Below are 26,409 nucleotides of genomic sequence, written 5' to 3'. Positions count from 1 at the left end.
GCCCCCCGGTGAAGGCTCCCGGCGCCGTCCCGCGCCCCCGCGAAGGGGGCGCGGGACGCGCCCCCTTGGGAGGGATGCCGGCTCGCCGGAGGGATGCCGGCTACGAGGCGGCCGTGCCCAGCATGCCGTTCGGGTCCAGCACGTACTTGCGCGCGGCGCCCTTGTCGAAGTCCTCGTAGCCCCGGGGTGCCTGGTCGAGCGAGATCGGGGTGGCGTTGACCGCCTTGGCGATCTGCACCCGGTCGTTCAGGATCGCCATCATCAGCTGGCGGTTGTACCTCATGACGGGGCACTGGCCGGTGGTGAAGGCGAGCGACTTGGCCCAGCCGAGGCCGAGCCGGATGGACAGCGATCCCTGCTTGGCCGCCTCGTCCGCGGCTCCCGGGTCGCCGGTGACGTACAGCCCGGGGATGCCGAGCGCGCCGCCCGCGCGGGTGATCTCCATGAGCGAGTTGAGCACGGTGGCGGGGTGTTCGGTGCCCGCCTCGGAGCCGTGGCCGCGGGCCTCGAATCCGACGGCGTCGACGCCGCAGTCCACCTCGGGCTCGCCGAGGATCTGCTCGATCTGGTCCTTCGGCTCCCCCTGGGACACGTCGACGGTCTCGCAGCCGAAGCTGCGGGCCTGGGCGAGACGGTCCTTGTTCAGGTCGCCGATGATGACCACGGCGGCGCCGAGCAGGAACGCCGAGACGCCGGCGGCGAGCCCTACGGGGCCGGCGCCCGCGATGTAGACGGTCGATCCCGGCTTCACCCCGGCGGTGACGCAGCCGTGGAAGCCGGTCGGGAAGATGTCCGAGAGCATCGCCAGGTCGAGGATCTTCTCCATCGCCCGGTCCTTGTCCGGGAACTTCAGCAGGTTCCAGTCGGCGTAGGGGACGAGCACGTAGTTGGCCTGCCCGCCGGGCCAGCCTCCCATGTCGACGTAGCCGTAGGCCGAACCGGGCCGGTCGGGGTTGACGTTCTCGCAGACCCCGGTCTTGCCCTCCTTGCAGTTGCGGCAGCGGCCGCAGGCGATGTTGAAGGGGACGGACACGAGATCGCCGTTCTTGATGAACTCCACGTCGGGGCCGGTCTCGACGACCTCCCCGGTGATCTCGTGGCCGAGGATGAGCCCCGGCGGCGCGGTGGTGCGGCCCCGGACCATGTGCTGGTCGCTGCCGCAGATGTTCGTCGCGACGGTCTTGACGATCGCACCGTGCCGGACCTTGCGTCCCACGTTGGCCGGGTTGACCCCCGGGCCGTCCTTGAGCTCGAACTCGGGGTAGTCGATGGTCTGCACCTCCACCTTGCCCGGCCCCTGGTAGGTGACGCCCTTGTTATCCGTCATGACGTTTTCCTCCCTCGACGGGAGCGCCGATGGACCAGCCGTCTCCCACGAAGAGATCAACGACGACCGGGCCGGGACCGAAGATGGCGAGCGAATATCGGCCCGACGACTTCCCCGAGTGGTCTCCCCGGCAGGCAGCCGACCATCGCAACCCCCGGCAGCGATGGTTCTTTCCCCAGCTAGAAGTACATACCCTCCGGATAATGTGGTAACCGGACGGTCCACATGTCCGGTCCGGCCGGCGCCCGGAACGGCCGCCGGGGCGGGCCCGCCGGCCCTCGGGATCCCGGGGGCGTACGGCCCGCCCCGGCGGCGGCGTTCAGGCCCCGCCGGGCCTGCGGCCCGCTCCGGCGGCGTTCAGGCCCCGCCGGGGGCCGGCGGCCGGCATCGGCGGTGGAGCTCGTCCACCCGCTCGGTGAGCCCGCTGCGATCCAGGAGCTCCAGCAGCGGCACCGCGACCCTGCGGCTGGTGTCCAGCGCCTGCCTGGCCTGGCTGACCGTGAACGGCTGCGGCAGCCGGGCGAGCAGCTCCGCCGCCCGTGCCTCCGCGCCCGGCGGCAGCACGATCCCGTCGGCCACCCGGAGGAGGGCACCGGCCCGTACGGCCGCCGCCAGCTCCCTGGGCCCCAGCCCGAGCTCGGCCAGCCGCCCGGCCTCCGGCGCCCGGAAGGGATGCGCGGACAGCTCCGCGCGGAGCCGCCCGACCGCCGGGGCCACCGGCGCGGGCAGGCCCCGGGGACCGCTCACGATCCGCCCGTCGGCGACGGCGAGCGGTGGCCGCACGAGCGCCGCGACCAGCCGCCGGTCGGGCAGGCCGAGCCCGTGGCGGGCCGCCTCGACCGGCATGCCCGGCTCCAGCGGATGCTCCGCGGCGTGCCGGCGCACTGCCTCGGCGAGCCGCTCCCCCAGCGCCGCCCAGTACGCCGGGTCGGCGTGCCAGTCACCGCACACCGGCCGCCCTGCGGGGGCGCACCCCATGGCCAGCAGGTCGCCCGCGCGCAGCAGCGGGTGGTCGCGCAGCAGGGAGGCCGCGTCCGGCCGGGCCGCGGCGAGCCGGGCCGCGCGCTCCCGCGCCGCGCCCCGGCGGCGCAGCGCGGGCGGGCGGACGTCGAGCACGCTCGCCCCGGCGAGGACCCGCACCTCCGAACGGTCCCGGCCGGGGTCGCGCAGCAGCAGCACGTCGCCCAGGTGCAGCGGGAGCGCCCTGGCCAGGCGGAGCCGTACGATCGGCCCGCCGAGCGGCCGCACCTCGCACACCACCGCCGCCGACCCGATGTGCGCGGTCAGCCGCGGGGGCAGGTCGCCCCCGGCCCGGCCGGCCCCGACCGGGGAGAGCCGCACGTCGACCAGGTCGGCCTCCGTCCATCCCCCCGGCGTGACCAGCGCCTGACCCCGTTCCGGAACGCCGTGCCCGCGCAGGTTGACCGCCACGCGCGCCACGCCGGTCGCCGAGGTCAGCGGCTCGTTCATGCACTCCAGCCCGCGGACCCGCACCGGCCCGCCGGGGAGCATCAGCTCGTCCCCGACCGCGATCGTGCCCTCGGGCAGGGTCCCGGTGACGACCGTGCCGCTGCCGCGCACGCTGAACACCCGGTCGATCCAGAGCCGCACCGGCGCCTGCGGGCCGGGCACGGGCAGCGCGGCCACCAGCCGGTCCAGGGCCTCCCGCAGCTCGCCGAGCCCCTGCCCGGTGCGCCCGCTCACCGCCCGCGCCTCGACCTCGCCCAGGCCGCTCGCGGCCATGCGGGCCCGCGCCCGCCCGATCGCCGGCTCGGGGTCGGCCAGGTCGGCGCGGGTCACCGCGAGCAGGGCGTGCCGTACCCCGAGGGCCTCCAGCGCGACCAGGTGCTCCTCGGACTGCGGCATCCAGCCCTCGTCGGCCGCCACCACGAACATGACGGCCGGCGCCGGCCCCACCCCGGCCAGCATCGTGCCGAGGAACCGCTCGTGGCCGGGGACGTCGACGAACGCCAGCCGCTCCCCCGAGGGCAGCGTCGTCCAGGCGTAGCCGAGTTCGATCGTCAGCCCCCGCCGCCGCTCCTCCGCCAGCCGGTCGGGCTCCATCCCGGTGAGCGCCCGCACCAGCGTGGACTTGCCGTGGTCGACGTGGCCCGCCGTGGCGACGACGTGCATCAGCCGTCCGCCCCCAGGACCGCCCGGACCACGTCGTCGTCCCGGCCCGGGGGGAGGGTCCGCAGGTCGAGCAGGAGCCGGCCGCCCTCCACCCGGCCGACGACCGGGGGCTCGCCGGTCCGCAGCGGCACGGCGAAGCGCTCGGGCAGGCTCACCGCGGCACTCCGCAGCGTGACGCCGGGCGCTCCCCCGCCGCCCACGGTCGCCTCGCTCGGCAGGGCCCTCGCGTCGATCCCGGCCTCGGCCAGCCTGCCGGCAAGCGCGCCGGCGCGCTCGCCCAGCGCCGCGGGATCGGCGTGCAACGCCTCGTGGACGGGCGTGGCCGGCCCGCGCAGGGTGGCCTCCAGCGCGGCCAGCGTCAGCTTGTCCACCCGCAGGGCGCGGGCGAGCGGGTGCCGCCTGCACCGGTCGACCAGATCACGGCGGCCGAGCAGCAGGCCCGCCTGCGGCCCGCCGAGCAGCTTGTCGCCACTGGCGGTGACCAGGTCGGCGCCGGCCCTGAGCACACCCGCCGCGTCGGGCTCCTCGGGCAGCAGCGGCTCCCTCGCGAGCAGGCCGGAGCCGATGTCGGCCACGACGGGCACGCCCAGGTCCGAGAGCGCCGCCACCCCGACCGAGCCGGTGAAGCCCTCGATCCGGAAGTTGGACGGGTGCACCTTGAGCACGAACCCGGTCTGCGGCCCCACGGCCGCCGCGTAGTCCGCGTAGGAGGTGCGGTTGGTGGTGCCCACCTCGCACAATCGTGCGCCGGTGGAGACGAGCAGGTCGGGGATGCGGAATCCGTCCCCGATCTCCACCAGCTCGCCGCGGCTGATCACGATCTCCCGCCCGGCGGCCAGGACGGTGGCCACCAGCACGAGCGCGGCGGCGTTGTTGTTGACCACGTGCACGTCCTCGGCGGCCGGTACGGCCCGCGCGAGCGCGTCCAGCGTGGCCCGCCCGCGACGGGCCCGAGCCCCCGTGGCCAGGTCGAACTCCACGTCGGAGGAGCCGGCGGCGGCCATCGCCGCCGCGACGGCGGCCGGAGACAGGGGCGCCCGGCCGAGATTGGTGTGGAGCAGCACGCCGGTCATGTTGATCACCGGCCGCATGCGCGTGGCATACGGCGGAAGCGCCGCCACGGCCGCGTCCACGACCTCCTCGGGGGCGATCTCGCCCTGCCGTACCCGCCGCTGGGCCTGTGCCACCGCCTCCTTGACGACCGCCCGCCCCAGCCTGCCCGCCGTCGCGACCAGCCGGGGATCGGCGAGGACGAGGTCGGTACGCGGCACGCGCCTGCGTGAGTCCATGGTTCGAAAATAGAACGGAGGCGGACGGGAATCGAACCCGCCGGGCCGAGGACCGCCGACGGCGCCTCCAGGAGGCGCCACCCCCCTGGGGCCACCATCACCCCAGGTCAGCAGGGATGCCCGCCCTCATCCGGGAATGCGGCGCTAGCTCTTCGCGATGATCGACATAGGCTCGTCGCTGATCACCACTCGCAGATCGACTTTGAGAGCCTCGCACAGCGCCCTGGCCTCGTCGAGGTTGAACGTCTTCCGCTTGCCACGCTCCAGCTTGCCGATGATCGAACGGTGGATTCCCGTCTGATCGGCGAGGTACTGAATCGTCAACCCGCGAGCAAGCCGGAGCGCCCTGATCCGGGCGATGATCGCCGCCTGGTCGAGCATCCCGACCATCATGGCCTTCTCATCGAGGCGGAGCCAGTCGCGGACGGTCATGCTCATCGACTCCTCGGGCACGTTCAGAGGCAGGACGAACGGGATGACCCGTGCGTTTCCGTCAGCGCACAGGGTTACATCCGCGGAGATGGTGGGACGCAAAAGAGGGGAGCTCACAATGTGATCATTGTCCCAGATCGGGCAGCGCAGCGGACCGCGAACCCGCCAGGTGAGCACCGGTCCCGCACGTTGTGGTCGAGCTTGACCACGCGGACAAGCCCGGCCTGGACGGCTTCGTGCTCCTCTTCGTCCTGTTCAGCCCGGTTTCGGACCAGGGCGCGGGATCCGCGGGCATCGCCGAGCCGACGGCGCTCCGGCTCCGTCGCCCACGGCCTTGAAGGCGACCTCCGCCCCGGGGAGCCGGCCCGGCTCCCCGTCTCCGCAACGGGGGCGATCCATTCGACGATCATCTGAAAGTCCCCCGGCGCTGCGATCCTGCGAGGGCCGGCCAGAGACACGAGGACGTCCCGCCCTCTCCAGGGGGAGCAGGGCGGGACGCAGCCTGTCAGGAGGTGGGTACGAGCGAACCCGGCCCCCGGTCCTCGTAGGTGATGTTGTTCACGTCCACCCAGATGGCGTCCGTGTGCGAGGACGCGCCTCCCCCTTGGTAGTACTTGTCGGGCCCGTATCGCCACGAGCATCCAGTACCGCTGCAGAACAGCGCCTTGAGCCGGAACCTGCCCGTTGTGAAGCCGTTGTCGCAGTCGATCCACGCGGTGTGCAGATCGGCAGACCACCCCTTGGTGCAGGTTGCGGCGTGGGCTGGGGTGGTGGTTACGGTGAGAGTGAGGGCGGACGATAGGGCGAGAGTCGCCGCGATGGTCAGGGTCTTGTGGAATCTCATGCGGTCCCCTTCTGCTGTGGATCCGCGACTGGAGTGGGCGCTCCAGGTCGAGATCATCTTCATACGGCACGATGGGACCAGCAATGATTTATCCATATTTGTCCACTTTTGGACAAAAGAAGCCCTCGCTGCTTGGTCGAGGCAGTCGGCGTGCGAGCCGGAGTGATCAGAATTGGACGTTGGTCATCGTGTACCACGTCGGAGCGAATACCAGCAGGGCCAGTGCGCCGAGGACCGCGAACGACTTGAGTGCGCGCGGGGTGGTGATGATCGCGGGTGCGATGGGCCTCAGCTTCCATCGCCCGACCGCGATGAACGCCGCGACGCCTCCCAGCAAGAGATTCGCAGGCACCAATCCGTATTCGCTGCGCATGATATGAAAACCAGCCGCGAGGATCATCGTCAGTGTCAGGCCAACGGCGGCGAGCGGCGTCAGCTTCGGCTTGACTCCCGTCATCGCCGGCAGGATCAGGCCGACGCCGCCAAGCACCTCACAGACCCCGATAAAGACGATCAGGGACTGCGGCACCGCGGCGTACCAAGCCACGGCCCGGGGCGCTGCCGCATACAGGGCTCCGTCGTACAACAGCACCTTGCCGAACCCACTGCCGGCGAAGAAAAAGCCGAACAACACTTGAAGTGACCAAAGTGCGCCGTTGAACGTGAACCTCGTTGCGCGCCCCTTGGGCTGCTGCTCAATGTCCTTGGCGCCGAGTAGGCTCTCGCTGGCGTGCCGGTTCATGTCCTGTCACTACCTTTCTTATCGGGTTGGCCAGGGAACTCTCTGGTCCTGTTTGCCCTTCGTCAGCATGTGGTGCTCGGTACGTGCTGACAGGGCTCATCTGACCACCGCAGCGAGGTCGCGCGCACCGTCCGTGGGACACGGTGGGACACACGAGACGCGGTCTAACTGCGAAAACAAGAATGTGTACCGTGACCGCGGGCTGGGACGGTTCCCGCGGTGGGGGTATCGAGCGTCCAGGACGGGGTGCCCGTAAGGCTCGTGTCACGGGGGCCCGAACCACGTTGATCTTGATTCGTGACCTGCACCGTTGATTTGGGCGAAGCCGCTCGTCCGGGCCGTGTGACGCGATTCTTACCACAGGGCCTAATTCGCCAACAGCGTCTGCGAAGGGAGCCGGGGCCCACGACATACGTCCGGCAGAAATTCATGTCCCGGGCGGAAGACCGGCTCATCCTCAGCTCATCTCCGCCGAAGAATGGCGAAACCTCCCCGACCAGCGTGACCTTGGATAATGCGCTCCAGCGCCGTCCCGAGAGCGGAGCCACGGGCTACGATCGCCCCCTCACCAGGCCTTCCCACCCGCCCAACGGCCGGCTCCTCCTGAGCACCCCCCGGACCACGAGCCACCGGCCCGCACGGAAGGAACGGCCCCCGGCCACCCCACGCACCCCTTGCTGCGCTTTTGACCCTTCATCCGGTACGGCGCCGCGCCGGTTGACGCGAGAAATTCCCTTTCGTACCGATGTCAAGAAGCTCTCGACCGCTCCGACTAACCGGCGGAACGTCGAGAGAACAGGAAGTTTCGGATATGCGAGTCAACCGGGCATGGCTGGGACTAGTCGTCCTCGTGCTGCCGACATTGCTGGTCGCGATGGACACGACGGCGTTGCTCCTCGCGCTCCCACAGCTGAGCGCCGACCTGGGGGCCACCAACGTCCAGCAGCTGTGGATCAGTGACAGCTACGGATTCATGGTGGCAGGCCTGGTCATCACGACGGGTACGCTCGGCGACCGGATCGGCCGCCGGCGGCTGCTGATGATCGGCGGAGCGGCGTTCGCGGTGCTGTCGGTCGTGGCCGCCTTCGCGGTCAGCCCGCTGATGCTGATCGTCGCGCGTGCGTTGCTCGGCGTCGCCGGCGCGACCCTGGTGCCGTCCACACTTGCCTTGATCACCAACATGTTCCGCGACGAACGGCAGCGCGGGCAGGCCATCGCGATCTGGGCGACCTGCCAGTTCACCGGCGGCGCGCTCGGACCGGTACTCGCCGGATCCCTGCTCCAGCACTTCTGGTGGGGATCGGTGTTCCTGGTCGCCGTGCCGGCGATGGCGTTGCTGCTGCTCGCCGGGCCGGTCCTGCTGCCGGAGTTCCGCAGCGACCAGGCCGGCCGGCTGGACCTGGCCGGCGTCGGGCTGTCGCTCGTGGCGGTGCTTTTGATGGTCTACGGCATCAAGCAGCTGACCGTCGAGAGCATGCCGGTCGTGCCGGCGGTGGCCCTCGTCGGCGGCGCGGCCATCGGATTTCTGTTCGTACGCCGGCAACTGCGGCTGGAGACACCGCTGCTGGACCTGCGGCTGCTCCGCAATCGCCCGTTCACGGCCGTGCTCGTCGCGCTGGCCTTCGCCGGCATCGCCATGGCCGGTACGGGCCTGCTGGTGACCCAGTACCTGCAGAGCGTGCTGGGCTTCTCGCCGGTCGCGTCGGCGGTGCTGTTCGCCCCCATGGGCCTGGGCGTGGCGGTCGGCACCATGGCCGCGCCGGCGCTGGCCCGGCGGATGAAGCAGACGACCGCGATCGCCGGCGGGCTGGTGGGGTCGGCGCTGGGCAGCCTGCTGCTGGTCGGCGTCGACGGTGCGCGCGCCCTGCCGCTGGTGATGGTCGGCATCGCCGTACTGGCACTGGGCACCGGCCCGCTGTTCGCGCTGGGCACCGGGCTGGTCGTCGGGTCCGTACCGCCGGAGCGCGCCGGCTCGGCGGCGTCGATGTCGGAGACCGGTAACTACCTCGGCGGTTCGCTCGGCTTCGCGCTGCTCGGCGTGGTGTCCGCGGTGATCTACCGCGGCCGGATGGACGGCACGTCCGACTCGCTGGCCGGCGCGGTCGCCGCCAGCCGGCACCTTCCCGCCGGTCAGGGGGCGGAACTGCTGCACACCGCGCGGGAGGCGTTCACCGCCGGTCTGCACGTCACCGGCGTCGTCGCCGCCGTCATCTTCGCCGGGCTGGCCCTACTGATCCTGACCATGCGCCCGGCAACCCGGACCACCCCGGCCGCACTCCCCGACTACGAGGCGACTCGCTCATAGAACCCTGCCGAGGCCGACGTTGTGGTTGTCATATCCGAACGCGGCACTCCATCGTCGCCTCCACGCATGACGAGCATGCCCGGTAGCTACCTGATCCGGATCAATACCCTGGCCGATGCCGGCGGTTTCGAGGTTTGCACGTCTCCTCGGGTGGCGGAGGCGGACGGGAATCGAACCCGCCAGACCGAGGACCTCGGCCTCGTCGGTTTTGAAGACCGCGGGGGCCACCAGGCGCCCACACGCCTCCAGGGGAGAACCTAACAGCAGGCGGGTAAGGCTGAAGCAGCAGGTGGGGGCGGCGCGCCACGCTTTTGACCTTCCACTCCGGTACGGCGCCGCGCCGGTTGACGGCGAATGCCCGACGCCACCCCCGGGGCCGGCCTCACCCTCGGCCCGGTCCCGGCGTCGGATACTCGTCCACCACGCCACTGGACGTGGCCCTGCCACCGTGAGAGCAGTCAGGCAGGACACGGCCGGGCGGAAATCTCCCATCGGCCCCACCACCAGGCGCGGGCATGGCAGTGTGCAACACGCCATGACGGTCCGCGCCGCCTGTTGTAAGCGGAGGCGGTGACGTAGATGAAACCCCGAAAGGACCAGCGTGAAAACCATCATCGCCCGCCTGTGGCACCTCATCCGCGGCCCCCTGCAGTGGCGCGTGCTGTGGCTGTGGCATGCCAAGTTCATGGTCGGCGTGACCGGCATTGTGCGCGACGGCGAGGGGCGCGTGCTCCTCCTGCGTCACCGCATGTGGCCGCCGGACCGGCAGTGGGGATGCCCGACCGGCTACGCCGACAAAGGTGAGACGTTCGAGGACACGATTGTCCGCGAGGTGCGCGAGGAAACCGGGCTGCAGGTCAAGCCCGGCCGGCTCGTGCAGGTCACGAGCGGATACCGGCTGCGGGTCGAGGTGGCCTATGAGGCGCACCTCACCGGCGGCACACTCGCGATCGACTCCACCGAGATTCTGGAGGCGACATGGTTCTCGCCGCACAACCTCCCCGATGGGGTGCAGGAGTCGCACCGGCTCCTGATCCAGCGCACACAGCCCTGACATCCGGGCATTCCTGCCTGGCGCCCCACGAACACCTCGTCGGCGCGGACCGACTCCACGCGTGTGCCGGCCGCCGTCCGTGGCCTGAACCGGCTGGAACCGGCCGCCCTCCCTGCGGTCGTTGCAGAAATGATCCTCAGATCAGGGGCGGGCGCCCCAGCCGGGTCATGCGCCACACCGTGGCCCATTTCATGGGCTTGCGCTCGCCGCAGTCGGCGCGCAGCCCCTCCAGAAATCCTGCAGTCCACGTCTTCAGCCCGGAGGCGGAGTGGGTGCGCAGGAGAGTGATCAAGATCCATGTGGCCAGATAGACCGGGACCAAGGGGCGAGGCAGACGCCGCCTCGCGAGCCAGACACGATTCCGGGCGGTCAACCGGTAATACATCGCATGCCGGGCCGGTGACGTCTTGGGGTGCTGGAGAACCAGGCCGGGCTCATAAAGGATCTTCCATCCCGCATCGAGCGCTCGCCAAGCCAGGTCCGTCTCTTCGTGCCCGAAGAAGAACTGCCCGGGCCAGCCACCGATCTCGTTGAGCATCGGCACCGACAGGGCATGCGCACCACCGAGGAAGGCGGTCACAGGGCCGCCGCGCATCGGGTCGCCGGCACGCAACCGCGGGACATGCCGGCGTTGAGTCTCGCCCCGCTCATCCGCGATCCGGAAGGAGACGATCCCCAGGACGGGATCCGAGGCATAGAGCTGCCGGATCATGCGGAACACGTCATCGGCGACGAGCAATCCGTCGTCGTCCAACTCGACGATGACGTCGACCTCACCGGACTCGCACAGAAGCTCCAGACCGACGTTGCGGCCTCCTGGGCAGCCGAGGTTCTCCTTCAGCGGGATCTTGGTCACGTCCGCCGACACCTCGGTCAGCGGGGTCGCATTGCCGATCAGCACCACTCGCTCAGGAGCCACATCCTGCTTGGCCACCGAAGCAAGAAGAGCGTCCAGTTCTCGAGGGCGAGTGCCCATGGTCACGATGACGACTCCGATGCGCGGCAATGTCACAGCAGCAACTCCAGCAGCCGACGGGCAGTTGAACGGGTGATGAAGATGCTAGCGGCACAGGGCAATTCATCTCGCTATGTCACACACATGCGTGCGACGCGCCATCCCAGGTCAACTGCCATCCGACTCGCACAAGGGCCGGAAAACACGAGGGGGGCGATCCGGCCTGACGGTTGTGGGGCCTCGGGCGCAGCGGCTGGTACGCGCCCGACATCGCCATCCACCACCCCGCCACCGCCCCCGCCCGGCACGCCGGCTTCTACCGCCTCGGCGCCCGCAACCGCGTCAGACAAGATCATGACGCGATGTTCCCTTTCTGCTCCATCAGGGCCTCAGATTCCGCTCCCATCAGGCCCTCAGAAAGATCATTACGGTCGAACCGGTGAAGGCACCCGTTCGGGTTTCGCACGTTTCATCAGGTGGCGGAGGCGGACGGGAATCGAACCCGCCAGGCCGAGGACCTCGGCCTCGTCGGTTTTGAAGACCGCGGGGGCCACCAGGCGCCCACACGCCTCCAGGGGAGAACCTAACAGCAGGCGGGTAAGGCTGAAGCGGCAGGTGGGGGCGGCGCGCCGCGCTTCCCCGCGGACCGTCGGAGGCCTGCCGAGGGAGAGTGGCATGGAGGCGACGACCGAGCGGGGCGCCCCGGCGTCCCCGTCCTCACCGGGACCGGGACGGGAGACAGTACGGCTGACGCAGTACGCCCACGGGGGCGGCTGCGCCTGCAAGATCCCGCCGGGCGAGCTGGAGGCCGTCGTCGCGGGCCTCCTCGACGCCCCGGACGACCGGGCCCTCCCCTCCCCCGCCGGGGAGCTGATCATCGGACTGGACGACGGGGACGACGCCGCCGTGGTCCGCATCGACGGAGACCGGGCGATCGTGGCCACGGCCGACTTCTTCACGCCCGTGGTGGACGACCCGTACGACTGGGGGCGGATCGCGGCGGCCAACGCCCTGTCGGACGTCTACGCGGTGGGCGGGGAGCCGCTGGTGGCGGTCAACCTGCTCGGCTGGCCCCGCGAGAGGCTTCCGATGGACCTGGCGAAGGAGGTGCTGCGCGGCGGCCTGGACGTGGCCCGCGCCGCGGCGTGCCATGTCGCGGGCGGCCACAGCGTCGACGACCCGGAACCGAAGTACGGCATGGCCGTCACCGGCCTGGCCGATCCCGGCCGGCTGCTGCGCATCGACGGCGGGCGGGTGGGGCTGCCGATCTCCCTCACCAAGCCGCTCGGCATCGGCGTGCTCAACACCCGGCACAAGGCGACCGGCGAAGTCTTCCCGGAGGCGGTCGCCACGATGACCACGCTGAACCGGGACGCCTCCCGGGCGGCGCTGGCCGCCGGTGCCAGGTGCGCCACGGACGTGACCGGGTTCGGCCTGCTCGGCCACCTGTACAAGCTGGCCAGGGCGTGCGGCGTCACGGCGGTGCTCGACGTGGCGGCCGTGCCGTACCTGGGGGGCGCCCGCGAGGCGGTGCGGGACGGCTACGTCAGCGGCGGCACCCGCCGCAACCTGGCCTGGGTGGAACCGCATCTCGACCCCGGCCGCCACGGCGAGGAGGACCTGCTGCTGCTCGCCGACGCCCAGACCTCCGGCGGGCTGCTCGTGGCGGGCGAGGTCCCCGGCGCCCCAATCATCGGCGAGCTCGTCGTCTCCGACGGCCGGGCCCTGCGGCTGCGCTGACCGCTCCCCCGGAGCTCAGCGAGCTCGTCGCCTCCGACCGCCAAGCCCGCGGCCGCGCTGACCGCTCCCCCGGAGCTCGGGCGGGCCCGCCGCCCGTCCCGGGCCGCCGGCCGCCGCGACGGCGGGAGCGGGGATCTCGGCACGGGCGGGCCCCTACGGCCACATCCGTGCCGGGGGCCGCGCCGGGGTACGGCCCTCGCCCTCCAGGCGGCGGCGCTGGGGCACCACCGTGTACTTCGGGTCGGCGGCCGAGGCCCTGCCCGCCTCCAGGATGCCGAAGCGGGTGACCAGTGAGCCCGCGGTGAGGGCGAGGCCGGACAGCGCCGTGAGGACACGGCCGCGTCCGGCAACCGCGGCGAGCAGGCCGCCGCCCGCCGTCAGGACGCGGGCCGCCCGCAGCAGCCTGCCCGCCCTGCCCTGGTGGTAGGGCTCGCCGACCAGGCCGAGCCGGCTCTCCAGCACCGCGCCGGCGGCCGTCTCCAGGGCGGCGCCCAGCACGGCGACCGCGCGGGCCGGGCCCGCCTCCGCGCGGGGCGTGGCGAGCATGCCCGCCGCCCCCGCGGCGGCCAGCGCGCTCCCGGCGAACAGGAACGGCAGCTCCCGGTGGGCCTCGTGCCAGGCGGGCACGGCGGTGTCGGCCAGCAGCACCGCGGTGTAGGTGGCCATCAGCGGGCCGGTCACCCCGGAGGCCAGGGTCGCCGCGTCGCCCGCGACGGGCAGGGCGGCGGTGACCGCGGAGGGCAGGGAGCCGGCGATCCCGGAAGCGGGCCGGGTGGCGAGGAGCGCGGGGGCGGCCGCGGCCGCCGTCAGCCCGCTGTGGACGGCCAGGATCCAGGAGCCCATGCTCATCGGCGAGGTGGGCTTGAACACGCGCAGCATGTTGAGGAACCGCTCCGGCCTGCCGAGCTCGGCGACCAGGAAGGCCGCCCCGGCGGTGGCGCCGAGAGCCGCGGTGACCCTGGAGGTGAGCGCGAGCCGGTCGCGCCCGGAAAGCCCGGCCATGACGCCCATCACCGCCGCCGCTCCGGACAGACCTCCCAGGTAGAGATAGGCGGGCATATGCGGTTCGTGCCAGACCGGGGACTTGATCACCGGCTGCCCGTAGTAGGACCGGAACTCGGCTTCCGGCACCATCGCCTCCTCCCGCGTCACCGCCACCACCCCCCGCGACGCCCACGGGCACCCGTCCGGCCCGTCGCCCCCTCTCCGGGAAGGACACGGCCGCTCAGGAAGGACACGGCGACGGCTCCGACCAGGGAGAGCGCCGCCCCTCCGGCCCACCGCCACATCGCCGGCAGATCACGGGTGGTCACCACCGGGTCGGGGGGCAGGCCGTACACCTCGGGCTCGGCCAGCAGCAGGAAGAACGCCGCGGCGCCGCCCACGCCGTCGTCGGGGCTGTCGCCGTACAGCCGGGCCTCCGCCCTGCCCTCCCCGTGCAGCCGCTCCACCCGTTCCTCCGCGCGGGCCCGCAGCTCCTCCAGCGGCCCGAACTGGATGGAGTCGGTCGGGCAGGCCTTGGCGCAGGCCGGCTCCAGCCCGCCGAGCTGCCGGTCGTAGCACATCGTGCACTTGAACGCCCGGCCGTCGCGCTCCCTGCGGTCGATCACGCCGTAGGGGCAGGCCGGCACGCAGTAGCCGCAGCCGTTGCAGACGTCCGCCTGCACCACCACCGTGCCGAACTCGGTGCGGAACAGCGCCCCGGTCGGGCAGACGTCCAGGCAGGCGGCGTGCGTGCAGTGCTTGCACACATCCGATGACATCAGCCAGCCTTCGATCCCTCCGGACTCCCCGTCGCCGTCCCGGCCGGGATCGGCCGGGACCCGGCTCCGCTCCTCGATGAAGGCCACGTGGCGCCAGGTGCTCGCCCCCAGGCTCCCGGTGTTGTCGTAGGAGGTGGCCCGGAAGACGAAGCCGTCGTCGGGGATGTCGTTCCACTCCTTGCAGGCGACCTCACACGCCTTGCAGCCGATGCAGACGCTCGTGTCGGTGAAGAACCCCATCCGCTCAGTCATGGCGGTACTCCTCGATCAGGTCGAGCAGGGCCTTCCCCCGGGGACGCCTGCCGGCTCGCAGATCACAGGTCACGGCCTTGCCCTCCTGGATGTAGACGTTCGGGTCGAGCACCAGGGGCATCAGGTCGTTGGTGACGTCGCCGACAACCAGGCCCCCGCTGCCCCACGCCCAGTGGTACGGCAGGCCGACCTGGTGGATCAGCCTGCCCTCGACCCGGAGCGGGCGGACGCGCTCGGTCACCAGGACGCGGGCCTCGATCGCGGTACGCGTCGTCACGATCGTCGCCCAGCCCCCGTTGACCACCCCGACCTCGGCGGCGAGCTGCGGGGAGATCTCGCAGAACAGCTCGGGCTGCAGTTCGGCGAGGTGGGACAGCGGCCGGCTCATGGCGCCCGCCGTGTGGTGCTCGGTGAGCCGGTAGGTGGTGAGCACGTACGGGAAGCGCGGCGACTCCGGCGGGTTGTAGGGGGCCGCGGGGCTCCGGTAGACCTTGCGCGCGGGGTTGGCCTGCTGGCCGTACAGCGGGTTGTGCACCGGCGACTCGTGCGGCTCGTAGTGCGCCGGCAGCGGCCCGTCGGCCAGCCCGGCGGGAGCGAACAGCCAGCCCTTGCCGTCGGCCTGCATGATGAACGGGTCGGTCCCGGCCAGCGCCTCCTCGGCTCTGGCCCCCTCGGGCGGCAGGTAGTCCGGCGGCTTGTCCCTCTCGAAGTCCGGCACGTCGTCCCCGGTCCACTCCCCCTTCTCCGCGTCCCACCAGACGTAGGCCTTGCGCTCGCTCCACGGGCGGCCCTCGGGATCGGCGGAGGCGCGGTTGTAGAGGATGCGGCGGTTGGCCGGCCACGCCCAGCCCCATTCGAGCGCGACCCGGTTCTGCTCGCGCCCCGGCTTGCGCCGGGCCGCCTGGTTGACCTCGTCGGCGTAGACCCCGCAGTAGATCCAGCAGCCGCACCGGGTGGAGCCGTCGGGCTTGAGCTCGGTGTAGGCCGACAGCGCCCGCCCGCCGGGGCCGGTGCCGTTGATCTCGCGCAGCACGGCCTCAGCCGAGGGGTCCCGGTGCTCGCCCTCCTCGGGGTAGTCCCAGGTCAGCTCGCGCAGTGGCCGGTCGATCTCGTCGTCGGACAGCCGCTGCCTGATGCGCTTGCCCAGGTGGTAGTAGAACGACAGGTCGCTACGGCAGTCGCCCGGCGGGTCGAGCGCCTTCTCCCGCCACTGCAGCAGCCGCTGGGTGTTGGTGAAGGTGCCCTCCTTCTCCACGTGGCTCGCGGCGGGCAGGAAGAACACCTCGGTGGCGATGTCCTCGGTGCGCATCTCCCCGGTCTCCAGCTCGGGGCCGTCCTTCCAGAACGTGGCCGTCTCCACCAGCGTCAGGTCGCGCACCACCAGCCAGTCGAGGTTGGCCAGCCCGAGGCGCTGCGCCCGGCCTCCGGAGGAGCCGACCGCGGGGTTCTCCCCCACCACGAAGTAGCCCTTCACGGTGCCCTCGATCTGCGCCATCACGGTCGTGTAGTGGCCGTGGTCGCCGGTGAGCCGCGGCAGGTGACCGAAGCAGAAGTCGTTCTCCTCGGTGGCCGCCTCGCCCCACCACGCCTTGAGCAGGCTCACCATGTAGGAGCGCTTCCTGCCCCAGAACCCGGTGTCGGCTCCGGCCTCGGCGAGGTAGTCGTCCAGCCTCTGGTGCCGGTGGGCGTGGGGCATCGGCAGGTATCCCGGCAGGATGTTGAACAGCGTCGGGATGTCGGTGGAGCCCTGGATGCTGGCGTGGCCGCGCAGCGCCATGATGCCGCCGCCGGGGCGACCCATGTTGCCGAGCAGCAGTTGCAGGATCGCGGCCGTGCGGATGTACTGCACGCCCACCGAGTGCTGGGTCCAGCCGACCGCGTAGGCCCAGGCGGTGGTGCGCTCCCGGCCGGAGTTCGCGGTGATCGCGTCGGCGAGCTCGGCGAAGTCCTCACGGGAGATGCCGCACAGCTCGGCCACCAGGTCCGGGGTGTAGCGGGCGAAGTGCCGCTTGAGGATCTGGTAGACGCAGCGCGGATGGGTCAGCGTCGGATCGGTGCGCGGCCTGCCGAGCATCGCGGCGCCGCCCGAGCCGTACTCCTCGGCCCCCGCGACCTCGGCGTGTTCCTTCCCGCCCTCCAGCTGCTCGCTGCGCAGCCCGGCGGCGGCCTCCTCCCGGGCGCCCTCGTAGGCCCAGCTCGACGGGTCGTACTTGCGGTGCTCGGCGTCGAAACCGGAGAACAGGCCGTCCAGGTCCTCGGTGTCCCGGAAGTGCTCGGAGATGATCGTCGAGGCGTTGGTGTAGGCCAGGACGTACTCGCGGAAGTCGAGCTCGTTGACGAGCACGTGGTTGACCAGCGCGCCGAGCAGGACGATGTCACTCCCGGCCCGGATCGGCACGTGCTTGTCGGCGAGCGCGCTGGTGCGCGTGTAGCGCGGATCGACGTGGAAGACCTTCGCTCCCCGCGCCCTGGCCTCGACCACCCACTGGAACCCCACCGGATGGCACTCGGCCATGTTGGAGCCCTGGATGACGATGCAGTCGGACTCCACCAGGTCCTGCTGGAAGTCCGTCGCGCCGCCACGCCCGAAGCTGGTCCCCAGACCGGGGACGGTGGAGGAGTGTCAAATACGCGCCTGGTTCTCCACCTGGATCGCGCCGAGGGCGGTGTACAGCTTCTTCATCAGGTAGTTCTCTTCGTCGTCCAGCGTCGCCCCGCCCAGGCCGGCGATGCCCATGGTGCGCCGTACGACCTTGTCGTCCTCCTCCTGCTGCCAGGTCTCCCGCCGGGTCCGGACCACCCGGTCGGCGATCATGTCCATGGCGGTCTCGAGGTCCAGCGGCTCCCACTCGGTGCCGTGCGGCCGCCGGTAGAGCACGCGCGTCTGCCTGCCGGGATGGGTGACGAGCTGCTTGCTCGCCGATCCCTTGGGGCAGAGCCGTCCGCGCGAGATCGGCGAGTCGGGGTCGCCCTCGATCTGGGTGACCTCGCCGTCCTTGACGTAGACGAGCTGGCCGCATCCGACCGCGCAGTAGGGGCAGATCGATCGCGCGACCGTGTCGGCGTCCTCGGTGCGGGGCCGCAGCGCGTCGGTCCGCGCCGACCGGGCGGCGTCGCCCCTGGCATCCTCTCCCCTGAGCTGGCGGATCACCGGCCAGCGGGAGATCCATCCCCCGTGTGCCATGTTGCGTGTCCTGCCCCCGATGCGTCCGGCCTAATCGCCGCAGGACAAGACGGACTATTAATCACTTCCTATCCAATACCAGGTCACGGCCGGTACGGCTGGACCCGGCGGCGGTGCGGCGGCACGTCGCTCCCCCGGGCCCGGCGGACCCGCCGTACTCTGCGGGAACGGGCCCTCGGCACCCCCGGCACCTGCGGATGACTTACTTCACGTCCTGATCTAACATGGCCGCAGAGCGGGGGAAGGAAGATTATGGTCAGGCCCGAACGCAGGACGGTGCGCGATCTCCGCCGGGGGAACCGGGCGGTGCTGCTGCGGACGCTCTATTTCGAGGGTCCGACCAGCCGCCACGAACTCAGCGGGCTGACCGGCCTGAGCGCGGCCTCGGTCAGCAACGTGACCGGCGACCTCATCGCCGACGGCATCATCGTCGAGGCGGGCCTGGTGGAGTCCGACGGCGGGCGCCCCCGAGTGCTGCTGCGCGTCGACCCCGAGTTCGGCTACGCGATCGGGGTGGACGTCGGCGAGACCCACGTGCGTGTCGAGCTGTTCGACCTGGACATGAACGAGCGGGCCAAGGCCGACTATCCCCTCCGCCCCGGCCGCCACGACGTCGACCTGGTCGTGCGGCACATCCTGTCCGGCATCGACGCCGTGCTCGCGGCCGGCGGCGTCGACCCCGCCCGGGTGCTCGGCGTGGGCATCGGCGTCCCCGGCATCGTCGAGAGCGGGCCCGAGGCGCTCATCCACGCCCAGACCTTCGGCTGGGACGCGGTCCCCCTCGGCACGCTCCTGCGCGCGGGCACCTCGCTCCCGCTCTACGTCGACAACGGCGCCAAGACGATGGGCCAGGCCGAGCTGTGGTTCGGCGCCGGCCGCGGCACGCGGCACACCATCGTGGCGCTGATCGGCTCGGGGGCCGGGGCCAGCATCATCACCGACGGGATCGCCTACCGCGGCGCCAACAGCAGCGCCGGCGAGTGGGGGCACACGAAGATCATGATGGGAGGACGGGCCTGCAGGTGCGGCGGCCGCGGCTGCCTGGAGGCCTACATCGGCGCCGAGAGCATCCTCGACCGGGCCGGGCTGTCCGCCGAGATCGCCGACGAGCAGGCCGTCCTGGCCGAGCTGGTGAGGTCCGGAGGCCCCGTCATCGACGAGACCGCCGACTACCTCGGGGCCGGCCTGGCCAACCTGATCAACCTGTTCAACCCCGAGCGGATCGTCATCGGCGGCTGGGCCGGACTCCTGCTGGGCCGGCACCACCTGACGAGGATCAGGCGGTCGGCCGCCGACAACTCCCTGACCCAGCCGTACGGGACGGCCTCCATCGTGCTGGGCCGGCTCGGGCCCGACGCGGTCGCCCTGGGCGCCGCCACCCTCGTCGTGGAGGAGTTCCTGCTCGCCAAGACCGTCTCACCCGGCCGGCGGTCGGCCGCGGTCTGACCCGTCCCTCCGGTGGCCGGACCACGGTGGCGGATAACCGGAATAAACCTCCGCTTAGTCGGAGTTGCCGTGGACATGGCTGAAGACAACATCCGTGGCGTGGCGCGCGGCACCTCCGACGTTCCCCTGTCGATCCTCGAACTGGCCACGGTCGGCTCGGGCGTGACCGCCACCGAGACCCTGCGGGCGAGCACCGAGCTGGCCGGCCGGGCGGAGAAGCTGGGCTACCACCGGATCTGGGTCGCCGAACACCACGGGATGCCTTCGGTGGCCACCTCCTCCCCCGCAGTGCTGATCGCCCATCTGGCCGCGGCGACCACGACCATCCGGCTGGGGTCCGGAGGCGTGATGCTGCCCAACCACGCCCCGCTGATCGTCGCCGAGCAGTTCGGCACCCTGCACGCGCTGCACCCCGGCCGCATCGATCTCGGGCTCGGCCGGGCACCGGGCACCGACCCCGCCACGGCACGGGCGCTGCGCCGCCACGGCCTGGACGCCGACGACTTCCCCGAGCAGCTCGCCGAGCTGACCGCCTTCCTGGACGACGCGTTCCCGGCGGGCCATCCGCTTGAGCGGGTCGTCGCCACCCCGCGGTCGCCCGAGACGGGCCGTCCGCCGATCTGGCTCCTCGGCTCCAGCGGCTTCAGCGCCCAGCTCGCCGGCCTGCTCGGCCTGCCGTTCGCGTTCGCCCATCACTTCAGCGCGGCCAACACCATCCCCGCCCTGGACCTCTACCGGTCCTCCTTCCAGCCTTCGGCCGTGCTGGACCGGCCGTACGCGATGATCGGCGTCTCGGCCGTCGCCGCGGAGACGCCGGAGCAGGCCCTCCGCATGGCCCGCTCGGGCGGGCTGTCCATGCTGCGCCTGCGCCGCGGGGCCCCGCAGCCTGTCCCCACGCCCGAGGATGCGGAGACCTACCCGTACAGCCCGGTCGAGAAGGACTTCCTGGACGACTACCTGTCCAAGGTGGTGCACGGGGACGCCGCCCAGGTGCGGACGGGCCTTGAGGAGCTCCGCAAGCGCACCGAGGCCGACGAGCTGATGATCACCACGCTGGTCCACAGTCCCACGGCCCGGATCCGCTCCTACGAGCTGATCGCCCAGGCCTACGAGCTGCGGCGGAGCCCCTGATAGGGCGCGAGCCGCGCACGGCGCCGGGCCGCGCACGGCGGGGACGCCGGGACGGGCGGGGACGCCGGGACGGGCGGGGACGCCGGGACGGGCGCACGACGGCATGAGCGTGCCGGCGGACGGATCGCGGGACGTCCGGGCGCCGGCCGCCCGGCCGCCCGGCCGTCAGGGGTGCCCGTCCGATCGCGGCTCCGGCGGCGGTGAGGGCGGCGGCTCCGGCGGGAGCCCGTCACGCTCGGCGGGACCGGGGAGCGCGCGCTCCCCGGGCGGCTCGACCAGCTCGACGAACTGCCGCACGGCGGGGCTGTCGAGGAAGGCGGCGAGGGCCTCGGCCAGGCTCTCGCCCAGCGGGCGGAACACCTCCGTCACCGCTTCCGCCACGGCTTGCGTCTGCGCGCCGAACAGGACGCCGACGTCGTGCAGGAACTCTTCGGAGACCCGTGGCAGGGGCGGCGCCGGCAACGCGAGCTGCCGCTTCGGCGGGGCCTTCTCCGGTGGTGCCCAGCGCATGGAGTCCTCGCTCATGGCGAGCCACTCGTCGACGGCTCCGTCGATTGCGTCGAGCACGTGGTCGGGATCGCTTGGCATAGCGGCTCCCCCAGTGGCTGAGATTCGTTAAGACGACGGTACCTCGCCGGGCTCCGGCGGGGGCGGACCGCCTGCCGTACGGGCACCTCCCCCGCCACGCCGCGGGGGATGGACGACACGGATTCTGGAGAGCGCTCTCCCATTACGGCACAGCCTTGTCGCCCCGGCAGGCGCTGTCAATGGAGATCGAGAAAAACGCGCCGTTCAGCGGAGATCGCGTTCCGGGAAGGTGAGCGGCAGGTTTCACGCGGGCGACGGCCGCATCTTGACAACGTTTGACCGACGGGGGCAACCTTCCCTTTGGAGAGCGCTCTCCCTTCTCTTGCCCGTCCGCCGCGACGGGCCCCCGCCCCCCGGGGCGGGCACCCCCCACCCCGAGGAGACGCCGTGCATCCATCCCGCAGCCCCGGCGCGGGCCGCCTGAGCCTGCTCATCTCCACTCTGATCGCCCTCATCGCATCCGGCCTGGCCGTCACCGCCCCCGCCGCCGCTGCCGCTGCCGCCGACACCCTGCTGTCCCAGGGCAGGGCCGCCACCGCCTCCTCCACCGAAGGCGCCGCCTACGGCGCCGCCGCCGCCTTCGACGGCGACCCCGCCACCCGCTGGGCCAGCGCCTTCAGCGACCCGCAATGGATCCAGGTCGACCTCGGCGCCACCGCCACCGTCAGCCAGGTCGTGCTGAACTGGGAGGCCGCCTACGGCAGGGCCTTCAAGATCCAGATCTCGGCCGACGGGACCGCCTGGAACGACGCCTACACCACCACCGCCGGCACCGGCGGCACCCAGACCCTCCCCGTCTCCGGCACCGGCCGCTACGTCCGCCTGCACGGCACCGTCCGGGCCACCGGCTACGGCTACTCCCTGTGGGAGTTCCAGGTCTACGGCGCCACCGGCCCCGGCCCGGACCCGGGCGCCTGGACCGAGGTGTGGCGGGACGACTTCGACGGGACCTCCGGGACCTCCCCGTCGGGGGCGAACTGGATCCTGCGCACCGGCACCCGGTATCCCGGGGGTGCCGCGAAGTGGGGCACCGGCGAGGTCGAGACCATGAGCGCCTCGACCGCCAACGTCTCCCTCGACGGCACCGGCAAGCTCAACATCAGGGCCGTCAGGGACGGGGCCGGCGACTGGACTTCCGGGCGCGTCGAGACCCAGCGCACCGACTTCGCCCCGCAGCCCGGTGAGCGGCTGAGGTTCACCGCCAGGCTCAAGCAGCCCGACGTCCCCGACGCGACGGGCTACTGGCCCGGATTCAGGGCGACCGGCGCCGCCTACCGGGGCGACTACAACAACTGGCCGGCTGTCGGCGAGACCGACATCATGACCGACGTCAACGGCCGCAGCCAGCTGTCGAACACGCTGCACTGCGGCACCGCCCCCGACGGCGCGTGCAACGAGTACGGCGGCCGCACCAGCGGCCTGGCCACCTGCGAGGGCTGCCAGACCGGCTTCCACGAGTACACCCAGATCATCGACCGCACCAGGTCGGACGAGGAGATCCGCTTCTACCTCGACGGCGTGCAGACATGGGTGGTCCGCCAGAGCCAGGTCGGCGTCTCCGCCTGGCGGGCCGCCGTCCACCACGGCTTCTACCTCCGGTTCGACCTCGCCATCGGCGGGTCGCTGCCCGACGCGATCGCCGGCTTCACCACCCCCACCGCGGCCACCACCTCCGGCGGCGTCCTGAGCGTGGACTCGGTCTCGGTCTCCAGGAGCGCCGGCACCGTGCCCGCCCCGATGACCGACCCGCCCACCCCGGCGGGGCCGAGCACCGTCAGGGTGACCGGCGGCCAGGGCAACTGGCGGCTGACCGTCAACGGCGCGCCGTACGAGGTCAAGGGGCTCACCTACGGCCCGCCCCAGGCCGCGGCGGACGGCTACATGCGCGACCTCAGGTCGATGGGGGTCAACACGATCCGCACCTGGGGCGTGGACGACACCCACACTCCGGCCCTGCTCGACAGGGCCGCCCAGCAGGGCATCAAGGTGATCGTCGGGCACTGGCTGAACCAGGGCGCCGACTACGTCAACGACACCGCCTACAAGACGGCCACCAAGAACGAGATCGTCGCCCGGGTCAACGCCCTCAAGGGCCACCAGGGCGTGCTCATGTGGGACGTGGGCAACGAGGTCCTGCTCACCATGCAGGACCACGGCCTGCCCGCCCCGGTGGTCGAGGAGCGGCGCGTCGCCTACGCCAGGTTCGTCAACGAGCTCGCGCAGGCCATCCACGCCGCGGACCCGGACCACCCGGTCACCTCGACCGACGCCTGGACCGGCGCGTGGACGTATTACAAGGACCACTCCCCGGCCCTCGACCTGCTCGCGGTCAACGCCTACGGCGCCATCGGCGGGGTCAGGCAGGCCTGGATCGACGGCGGCCACAACAGGCCGTACATCATCACCGAGGCCGGCCCGGACGGCGAGTGGGAGGTGCCCGACGACGTCAACGGGGTCCCCTCCGAGCCCACCGACCTCCAGAAGCGGGCGCAGTACACCGCGAGCTGGAACGCGGTCAAGGCTCACCCCGGCGTCGCGCTCGGCGCCACCGAGTTCCACTACGGCCTGGAGAACGACTTCGGCGGCGTGTGGCTCAACACCTTCACCGGCGGCTGGCGCCGGCTGGGATACCACGCGCTCAGGCAGGCCTACACCGGCCTGCCCTCCGGCAACATGCCCCCGGAGATCACCGGCATGACGGTCGGCTCGCAGACCGCCGTCCCGGCGGGCGGCCGGTTCACCGTCGAGGTGACGGCCTCCGATCCCGACAACGATCAGATCCGCTACAACCTGATGTACAGCGACAAGCACGTCAACGGCAACAGGGGGTTCGGCCACGTCGGGTTCACCCAGACCGGTCCGGGCCGGTTCTCGGTGACCGCGCCCGAGCGGCTGGGCGTCTGGAAGGTCTACGTCTACGCCTTCGACGGCCACGGCAACGTCGGCATCGAGACGAGGTCGTTCCGCGTCGTTCCGCCGCCGGTCGGCGGCACGAACGTGGCGCTCGGCAGACCGACCACCGCGTCGTCCCACCAGCCGACGGGCGACGGCGGGCCGTTCCTGCCCGCCAAGGCCACCGACGGCAGCTTCACCACCCGCTGGGCGAGCGAGTGGAGCGACGCCCAGTGGCTCCAGGTCGACCTCGGCCAGGTGACCCCGGTCAACCGCGTCCGGCTCGGCTGGGAGGGCGCCTACGGCAAGGCCTACCAGATCCAGACCTCGGCCAACGGCTCGGACTGGAGCACCGTCCACTCCACCACGACCGGTGACGGCGGATTCGACACCATCGACGTCAGCGCGTCCGCCAGGTACGTGCGGCTGAACCTCACCCAGCGCGCGACCGCCTGGGGCTACTCCCTGTGGGAGTTCGGCGTCTACCGGTCCTGACGTCCCCTGCCGCGGGCCGCCCGCGGTGATCCCGGCCGGGAACGCGGACCACCCGTGATCCCGACCCGCCGCGCGCCGCATATGGTGATCGCGCCCTGCCGCGCACCACCCGGGGTGATCCCGGCCGGGAACGCGGGCCGCCCGTGATCCCGGCCCGCCGCGCGCCACCCGCGGTGATCCCGGCGGGGAGCGCGGGCCGCCCGCGGCCCGTGATCGCGGGAAGGCTTCGCGATCCCTGTTTCAGGCGTGTGAAGCGGATTTCACATCGGAGGGCCACCCGCCTTGACAACCACCGGCACGGACGGTCAATCTCACTGGGAGAGCGCTCTCCCATCTGCCGTCCCCCCACGGTAACCCCCACTCGAAGGAGAGGCGCCATGCATCCACCCCGCAGTCCAGGCCGGTTCCGCCTGGGACTGGTCGCCGCCACGCTGGCCGCGCTGGTCGCCGCCGGCCTGGCGATCATCACCCCCGCCACCGCGGCGGACACCCTGCTGTCGCAGGGCCGGCCCGCGTCGGCCTCCTCGGTCGAGGGAGGCGGGTACGGCGCCGGGGCCGCCTTCGACGGCAGCGGCGGCACCCGCTGGGCCAGCGCCTACAGCGACCCGCAATGGCTCCAGGTCGACCTGGGCGCCACGGCGACGGTCTCCCAGGTCGTCCTGGACTGGGAGGGCGCCTACGGCAGGGCCTTCAAGATCCAGACCTCGGCCGACGGCACGTCGTGGACCGACATCTACTCGACCACGACCGGCACCGGCGGCAGCCAGACCCTCAACGTCTCGGGCAGCGGCCGCTACGTCCGGATGTACGGCACCACCCGGTCCGGCGGCTACGGCTACTCGCTCTGGGAGTTCAAGGTCTACGGCACGGGCGGCATCGGATCCACCCCGGCCCCGAGCCCGACGTTCACCGACGCGGTGACGCACCACGAGTTCCAGGCCAACTGCTCGTGGACGGCGAACCGGCCCGACGACCCGATCGTCTACCCCGGCCTGCCGGGCGCCTCGCACATGCACACCTTCGTCGGCAACACGACGACCAACGCGGGCAGCACGTCGTCGTCGCTCCTCGGGGGCGGCACCTCGTGCACCAACCCCCACGACAGGTCGGCCTACTGGTTCCCGAGCTTCTACAAGGGCAGCCAGCTCATCCAGCCGACCGGTAACCAGGTCATCTACTACAAGTCGGGCATCCTCGAATACTGGCGGGTGCGGTCCTTCCCGCAGGGGCTGCGCTTCGTCGTGGGCAGCCCGACCGCGACGCTGGAGCAGTTCCGCGACTCTCCCGGCGCGGTCGAGGGCTTCGAGTGCGGCGACATCTCCCACAGTTGGGACATTCCGACCTCGTGCCCGGCGGGCAGCCAGGTGAACGTCCGCTACCAGGCGCCGAGCTGCTGGGACGGGGTCAACCTCGACAGCGCCGACCACAAGAGCCACATGGCCTACCCCGTCAACGGCTACTGCTCCGCCGGCCACCCGGTGCCGGTGCCGATGCTCGAGTTCAAGATCGCCTTCCCGGCGTCCGGCGATCTGTCCCAGGCGCGGCTGGCCAGCGGCCGCGGCTACTCCTGGCACTACGACTTCTTCAACGCGTGGGACAACCCCGCCATCCTCAACGCCCTGGTCACCCACTGCATCAACGGTGGCCTCCAGTGCAACCCGCGCGGTTACGACCTGTACAAGCCGCACCGCGGCGCCGCCCTCACGGAGAACTTCGAGCTTCCCTGACCCCGTCCGCCCGGCTCCGGCTCCGCGCCCGGCTCCGGCTCCGCGCCCGGCTCCGACCTCGCGCCTGCGCCCGGGGCCGGGTCCGAGTCCGGGTCCGGGTCCGGGTTCGG

18 protein-coding genes and 2 tRNA genes are annotated in these 26,409 nt (G+C 71.8%); 7 read left to right on the top strand and 13 right to left on the bottom strand.

What is annotated here, in order from left to right; translation table 11 throughout:
- Positions 1-100: 100 nt before the first annotated feature.
- From fdhA to SROS_RS18140, 6 genes are all read right to left on the bottom strand, one after another.
- Positions 101-1,327, bottom strand: coding sequence for a formaldehyde dehydrogenase, glutathione-independent (fdhA, locus tag SROS_RS18165; protein ID WP_012890406.1), 1,227 nt, complete (start codon positions 1,325-1,327; stop codon positions 101-103).
- A 357-nt stretch (positions 1,328-1,684) separates the two neighbouring features.
- Positions 1,685-3,460 carry a selenocysteine-specific translation elongation factor gene (locus SROS_RS18160; protein ID WP_012890405.1) on the bottom strand — a complete coding sequence of 592 codons (1,776 nt, stop codon included), beginning with the start codon at positions 3,458-3,460 and terminating at the stop codon, positions 1,685-1,687.
- Positions 3,460-4,749 (bottom strand): L-seryl-tRNA(Sec) selenium transferase, encoded by a 1,290-nt coding sequence (selA, locus tag SROS_RS18155; protein ID WP_012890404.1) that lies wholly within the window; start codon positions 4,747-4,749, stop codon positions 3,460-3,462. The genes SROS_RS18160 and selA overlap by 1 nt, the downstream gene beginning before the upstream one ends.
- A gap of 144 nt (positions 4,750-4,893) precedes the next feature.
- Positions 4,894-5,181 carry a helix-turn-helix domain-containing protein gene (locus SROS_RS18150; protein WP_012890403.1) on the bottom strand — a complete coding sequence of 96 codons (288 nt, stop codon included), beginning with the start codon at positions 5,179-5,181 and terminating at the stop codon, positions 4,894-4,896.
- A gap of 505 nt (positions 5,182-5,686) precedes the next feature.
- Positions 5,687-6,025 (bottom strand): hypothetical protein, encoded by a 339-nt coding sequence (locus SROS_RS18145; protein ID WP_012890402.1) that lies wholly within the window; start codon positions 6,023-6,025, stop codon positions 5,687-5,689.
- 166 nt (positions 6,026-6,191) lie between these two features.
- Positions 6,192-6,767, bottom strand: a complete 576-nt coding sequence (locus tag SROS_RS18140) for a DoxX family protein (protein WP_012890401.1) — start codon at positions 6,765-6,767, stop codon at positions 6,192-6,194.
- Between the two features lie 811 nt (positions 6,768-7,578).
- On the opposite strand from SROS_RS18140, the gene SROS_RS18135 reads away from it, so the two are divergent.
- Positions 7,579-9,072, top strand: a complete 1,494-nt coding sequence (locus tag SROS_RS18135) for an MFS transporter (RefSeq protein ID WP_012890400.1) — start codon at positions 7,579-7,581, stop codon at positions 9,070-9,072.
- Positions 9,073-9,223: 151 nt separating this feature from the next.
- Here the strand turns inward: SROS_RS18135 and SROS_RS18130 are convergent.
- Positions 9,224-9,319 (bottom strand) — tRNA-Sec (locus tag SROS_RS18130).
- Positions 9,320-9,673: 354 nt separating this feature from the next.
- On the opposite strand from SROS_RS18130, the gene SROS_RS18125 reads away from it, so the two are divergent.
- The gene (locus tag SROS_RS18125; protein ID WP_012890399.1) at positions 9,674-10,126 is read left to right on the top strand and encodes an NUDIX domain-containing protein; all 453 of its coding nucleotides are present in this window, start codon (positions 9,674-9,676) and stop codon (positions 10,124-10,126) included.
- Between the two features lie 136 nt (positions 10,127-10,262).
- On the opposite strand, the gene SROS_RS18120 is transcribed toward SROS_RS18125, so the two are convergent.
- Together SROS_RS18120 and SROS_RS18115 are read right to left on the bottom strand one after the other, a co-directional pair.
- Positions 10,263-11,138: a glycosyltransferase family 2 protein gene (locus tag SROS_RS18120; protein WP_012890398.1), complete on the bottom strand. Its 876-nt coding sequence runs from the start codon at positions 11,136-11,138 to the stop codon at positions 10,263-10,265.
- A gap of 420 nt (positions 11,139-11,558) precedes the next feature.
- A tRNA-Sec gene (locus tag SROS_RS18115) sits at positions 11,559-11,654 on the bottom strand.
- Between the two features lie 102 nt (positions 11,655-11,756).
- Here SROS_RS18115 and selD point away from each other — a divergent pair.
- Positions 11,757-12,821 carry a selenide, water dikinase SelD gene (gene selD, locus SROS_RS18110; RefSeq protein WP_012890397.1) on the top strand — a complete coding sequence of 355 codons (1,065 nt, stop codon included), beginning with the start codon at positions 11,757-11,759 and terminating at the stop codon, positions 12,819-12,821.
- A gap of 153 nt (positions 12,822-12,974) precedes the next feature.
- Here selD and nrfD read toward each other — a convergent pair whose 3' ends face one another.
- Genes nrfD through fdh form a run of 3 tightly spaced genes read right to left on the bottom strand, consistent with a single transcriptional unit; the run spans position 12,975 to position 18,020 of the window.
- On the bottom strand, positions 12,975-13,973 hold the full coding sequence (nrfD, locus tag SROS_RS18105; protein ID WP_218919868.1) for an NrfD/PsrC family molybdoenzyme membrane anchor subunit: 999 nt from the start codon (positions 13,971-13,973) through the stop codon (positions 12,975-12,977).
- Positions 13,970-14,836 (bottom strand): 4Fe-4S dicluster domain-containing protein, encoded by an 867-nt coding sequence (locus SROS_RS18100; RefSeq protein WP_012890395.1) that lies wholly within the window; start codon positions 14,834-14,836, stop codon positions 13,970-13,972. Before SROS_RS18100 ends, nrfD begins: the two co-directional genes overlap by 4 nt.
- Positions 14,829-18,020 (bottom strand): formate dehydrogenase, encoded by a 3,192-nt coding sequence (gene fdh, locus SROS_RS18095; RefSeq protein ID WP_012890394.1) that lies wholly within the window; start codon positions 18,018-18,020, stop codon positions 14,829-14,831. Before fdh ends, SROS_RS18100 begins: the two co-directional genes overlap by 8 nt.
- A 252-nt stretch (positions 18,021-18,272) precedes the next feature.
- On the opposite strand from fdh, the gene SROS_RS18085 reads away from it, so the two are divergent.
- Both SROS_RS18085 and SROS_RS18080 read left to right on the top strand, forming a co-directional pair.
- On the top strand, positions 18,273-19,466 hold the full coding sequence (locus SROS_RS18085) for an ROK family protein (RefSeq protein ID WP_012890393.1): 1,194 nt from the start codon (positions 18,273-18,275) through the stop codon (positions 19,464-19,466).
- 75 nt (positions 19,467-19,541) lie between these two features.
- A complete protein-coding gene (locus SROS_RS18080) occupies positions 19,542-20,597 on the top strand; it encodes an LLM class flavin-dependent oxidoreductase (protein WP_012890392.1) in 1,056 nt (351 codons plus the stop codon).
- A gap of 165 nt (positions 20,598-20,762) precedes the next feature.
- Here the strand turns inward: SROS_RS18080 and SROS_RS18075 are convergent, their stop codons facing one another.
- Positions 20,763-21,185: a hypothetical protein gene (locus SROS_RS18075; protein WP_012890391.1), complete on the bottom strand. Its 423-nt coding sequence runs from the start codon at positions 21,183-21,185 to the stop codon at positions 20,763-20,765.
- A gap of 387 nt (positions 21,186-21,572) precedes the next feature.
- Between SROS_RS18075 and SROS_RS53890 the strand changes: the two genes are divergently transcribed.
- Positions 21,573-24,572, top strand: a complete 3,000-nt coding sequence (locus SROS_RS53890; RefSeq protein ID WP_012890390.1) for a discoidin domain-containing protein — start codon at positions 21,573-21,575, stop codon at positions 24,570-24,572.
- A 377-nt stretch (positions 24,573-24,949) separates the two neighbouring features.
- Positions 24,950-26,299: a DUF1996 domain-containing protein gene (locus tag SROS_RS18065; protein WP_012890389.1), complete on the top strand. Its 1,350-nt coding sequence runs from the start codon at positions 24,950-24,952 to the stop codon at positions 26,297-26,299.
- Positions 26,300-26,409 lie beyond the last annotated feature (110 nt).

The organism is Streptosporangium roseum DSM 43021, from assembly GCF_000024865.1.
Taxonomy (GTDB): domain Bacteria; phylum Actinomycetota; class Actinomycetes; order Streptosporangiales; family Streptosporangiaceae; genus Streptosporangium; species Streptosporangium roseum.
The sequence above is the reverse complement of the archived record's forward strand: the minus strand, read 5'-3'. Positions and strand labels throughout refer to the sequence as shown.